Source organism: Microcoleus sp. LEGE 07076, assembly GCF_015207455.1.
GTDB lineage: Bacteria > Cyanobacteriota > Cyanobacteriia > Cyanobacteriales > Microcoleaceae > Microcoleus.
The window spans coordinates 1-3,345 of the sequence record NZ_JADEWV010000370.1 but is presented as its reverse complement, the minus strand read 5'-3'; the positions used below and the strand labels follow the sequence as shown (position 1 = coordinate 3,345).

4 protein-coding genes are annotated in these 3,345 nt (G+C 42.7%); all 4 read right to left on the bottom strand.

Annotation, left to right across the window (positions count from 1 at the left end; all coding sequences use genetic code 11):
- Window positions 1-411, bottom strand: a complete 411-nt coding sequence (locus IQ270_RS29160; RefSeq protein ID WP_193976601.1) for a hypothetical protein — start codon at window positions 409-411, stop codon at window positions 1-3.
- Window positions 412-460: 49 nt separating this feature from the next.
- The gene (locus IQ270_RS29155) at window positions 461-973 is read right to left on the bottom strand and encodes a hypothetical protein (protein ID WP_193976600.1); all 513 of its coding nucleotides are present in this window, start codon (window positions 971-973) and stop codon (window positions 461-463) included.
- Window positions 966-2,576: a ParM/StbA family protein gene (locus IQ270_RS31610; protein WP_228056807.1), complete on the bottom strand. Its 1,611-nt coding sequence runs from the start codon at window positions 2,574-2,576 to the stop codon at window positions 966-968. Before IQ270_RS31610 ends, IQ270_RS29155 begins: the two co-directional genes overlap by 8 nt.
- A 455-nt stretch (window positions 2,577-3,031) precedes the next feature.
- A partial coding sequence (locus IQ270_RS29145; RefSeq protein ID WP_193976599.1) for an HNH endonuclease occupies window positions 3,032-3,345 on the bottom strand: 314 nt, incomplete at its 5' end.

Genomic DNA, 3,345 nt, shown 5'->3' with positions numbered 1-3,345 from the left:
TTACCAGCTTTTGCCACTTAAGTTTTTTTGACCTGAATCCTTACAAATAAACCACTTACAAACATCAACTCCTGACTGCTCTTTAAAATCAGGAGAAGTTAGATTAGCTTCGTCAATCCATTTGTTGATAATGCCGTAAACCCGTGCTGGTAAATTGACAATAACAGGATTTTCTACTGCTGTTTCAAAAATAATATCGATATCGAAAAACTTCTCTTCATCTTCAACTAAAGCTACGATTTTTGCATTGTGTTCAGGATAGCGCTGCTGCACGTCAGGATTTTGAAAATCACCATCAATTAACGTGTACAGCAGTTCATACTTCTGATTGAATTCAACCAGAATCCGAGTTAGCATGGACTTGCCAACGCCACCTTTCTCGCCGTCAACCAAGTGAATCATGTTAGTCATTTCATTCCTCCTTGCTGGGTGTCGATATCTATTAAAGACTTAATAATTTTTAACTAAAGCTAGGCCCGACCATTGCGGGATCGAAACCAGCTAAGTTAAATGCGCTGTTTTCAAACTCAAGTTCTCCCGAAAAGTCCTCTGGTTCTTTTTCTTCGGGCAAACTTGCTGGATTTGAACTCTCCGGGGCAGTTAATTCCGTAGCAATAGATGTACCTGGATTCGACAAGTGAGAGAAAGTAGCTAAAGGAATTAAACCCGAAGAAATACCAGGAGCAATTGCTCCTAACTCGGTACAGTTAAATCCCACATCTCGGCAAACTTCATCTATCTGCCTGAGCAAAAAATTAATGCTCTCTCGCCTCAAATACTCTAAGTCTGTACTAGAATGACTACCGCTATTGCGTAAAGCTGCTAACAGCCACCGCGCTTTTATCAGAGGTAAAATCGTTTCTTTTAAACTAAAAAAAGGATGATTTTGCAGGTAATACAGCAAGATAGCGTCTTCGGAATCTGGCAAAACTTGACAGCGCCAGCAAAATTCCTTGTAGCGTTTTCTAGGCATAATTCCTCACCTTCTTTCCAGAACCTCGGTAGGGCCCTCCCAATAAGAGATCTGCATCTAAGTTTGCTTCAGATTCCTCTAATGAAGGTTCTGTATTCGACTCATCACTCAATTTATTAGAATCATCTAAGCAGCTATCTTTGATACTTGAATCAGCCTTTTGTTTAGCACATTGTTCAGTGTTTAGTTCAGTAATATCTTCAGTCTTTTGTTCAGTGGGCTCCTCAAATTTTTGTTCAGTGGTTTCCTCAAATTTTTGTTCAGTAATATCTTCAGTCTTTTGTTCAGTAGATTGCTCGGATTTAGCGTGAGTAAATTGCTCAATTTTTAATTGAGTAGGTGGCTCGGATCTTGGGTGAGTAGGTTCCTCGGATTTTGGCTTGGTAGATTGTTCAACACATTCTTTAACACTCTGTATATCAGTCGGATGTACTGGACTATCTCCTGAAGTGGAAGTTGTATCTTCTGCCCTCTGAGAAGTTGCCGCAATAGACCTTTGCCCCAGTGCCTCAAACTGAGATTTGAAGTAAGAAAATAGTCCGTAAACATCAGCGATGCGGCAACCTAAACCATCAGGATCAAGTGTTTTTGGCACTGTTATGCCTGCGTGCCAAGACAGCAAATAATGAGAAAAATGATTTCGCAGTTCTGGCTTCATATATTCAGAAGTACCCCCGCAAAATACAATTTCATCTAAATCTGGCGGCAGCACTTCATTAATCCAATGAGATAGCATTCGAGCATAGTCGAAGCGAGACAGCTTCACTGCTTCAATCAATTGGTCAACTTCTCGATCTTTCGCTGCATCCTCTCGATTTCGAGCAATTCGGTAAAAGTAAGGGCGGTTGTAGCTTACGCCTGTTTGAGCGATTGATAAAGCCAAACGGGAAGCATCGTAGTTAGAGGTTCGCTCTTGAACTAGATCCACCAACTTTACCATTCCTAAGTCGGAAGTTTTGCCCTTACCGACAGCACCGCGTGCCGAAACTATTACCGAAGCATTGCGAAATCCTACCATCACAAAGGCAGTTACCCGCTGCTTGAAGGCTGAACCTAAATTGCTGTTGTGGATCAAAGCAATGCCGCCGCCTTCTTGCAAAGCTTGGGTTTTGTCCAGGGTGACGGATAGCTTGCCTGTGGGTGTTTCAAATGAAGCAGAGTATTGACTTAATAGCTCAAAAAATTGCTTGGAGTCATTAAATTCGCCTGGGGGCAAGAAAACTGCGATCGCAGCGCTGAATTGATTGCCCAAATCTAACTTCCGCGATATTACCCACAAAGCTGCTAGAGCTTTGTACAAAGCGCTACTGTACTTCAGTCCTGCCAAACCAATGTGAGCATTGAATTGCGCTGCTGCCAGGTAGCCAACGGCTCGACATTCATTGCCAATTGCCACCCAAGCAATATTTTCGGGAGATGCCGATGCAAGGTTAGGTTTTGTGAAACAATTGGCTATGTCTTGGCTCACCGGCCCCACCTGCGATTCCATTACAAAGGAGCTTGCTTTACTGCCTGTTTGCGAACTTTGGCAAAAAACTCTAGTAGATAAGCCGCCAAAATCTATGGCCAGAATTGCATCTGGTATTGATGGTTTTTTCTTCATAAATGCTGGCTTTTATTACGTTATAAAATGATAGTATTGGCTTCGATTTAAGTTTGACCTCACCAATTTCGGTGGTTTAGGATAGTTAAAATAGCCCCCTCCAAATGGCGGGGGACAGACTGCCTTTCAAGGAAAACATCTCGTTTGTGTTGGTTGCTTTGCGCTTCCTACAAAGAGCAACTATGTCAAGGTTGCGCTAAGATGAAAGGCCAAGGATTAATTTTGATAACTATCCTGTCTTCGTTTAACTCAAGTTGAGCCGGGATTTCTGGAGCTTCAAAGAAATAAATTGGGTACGGTAATCTTCGGGTAGCTTGATTTGATGTTTCCGCTCAAAACTCTGCAACTCTTCTTCCGCAAGCGTTTGCCTCAGTTTGTATTGGTGAGAATCTGCGCGTGTTCCGTGCAGATTTTTATCTTCTTGCTGCAAGGGTTGAAGCAGTTCTACTAATTCTTTAATATTCTTTGATATTTTCAATTGCCGATTCCAGAGAGCAATCCATCATATCCCAGTCAATGCCATCATCGGGGAACAGCGATAATTGTCCAGGCGAGACGTTTGATTGACCGCGATTGTGATAAGAAAGGTGGCAGGCGGTACAAAGAGCAATTAAGTTTTCTGGGCGATTATCCTCTGGTATCCGGTTGCGGTGGTGCACTGTTAAAGTTAAGGAACAACGTTCGGATTTGGTTAAGCCGCTTTGTTTACCGGGTCTGAGGCATTGTTGGTTGCACTTAGCACAGCGCCAGAGCGCACTTTCTTTCACCG

Coding starts and splice junctions, on each gene's coding strand:
- IQ270_RS29160 (WP_193976601.1), bottom strand. CDS start 411: ATGACTAACATGATTCACTTGGTTGACGGCGAGAAAGGTGGCGTTGGC.
- IQ270_RS29155 (WP_193976600.1), bottom strand. CDS start 973: ATGCCTAGAAAACGCTACAAGGAATTTTGCTGGCGCTGTCAAGTTTTG.
- IQ270_RS31610 (WP_228056807.1), bottom strand. CDS start 2,576: ATGAAGAAAAAACCATCAATACCAGATGCAATTCTGGCCATAGATTTT.